The organism is Methylobacterium sp. WL120 (genome assembly GCF_008039465.1).
Classification (GTDB): domain Bacteria; phylum Pseudomonadota; class Alphaproteobacteria; order Rhizobiales; family Beijerinckiaceae; genus Methylobacterium; species Methylobacterium cerastii.
On the sequence record NZ_VRUT01000392.1, the window covers coordinates 1 to 252 of the forward strand.

General features: G+C 66.3%; 1 pseudogene. It reads left to right on the top strand.

What is annotated here, in order from left to right:
- Positions 1–126 precede the first annotated feature (126 nt).
- A pseudogene (locus FV229_RS27120) lies at positions 127–252 on the top strand (IS630 family transposase); the annotation flags it as partial.

A 252-nucleotide genomic window follows, 5' to 3' on the forward strand; every position in this document is an offset into this window, starting at 1 on the left:
CATGCCAGCCTTCTCCGCTTGGCCGGCTGCGCTCGCCAGACCAGCTCCGCCGGCCAAGCTACCCGTGGCGGAGCGGCCCACCGTGCACTAACTTTACCCTTGGACCACCTCGTGGGGGCCGATCACTCAGCCCGTCCGCGCCATCACGCCCAGGACCCGGATGCCGCAGCTGTTTTTAAAAAAGCTTTCCCCACCGTCTGGCGCAGATCGGGCAGGCTGTCGGCGGCAAACCCGTAGAGGTCTGGTTCTGCG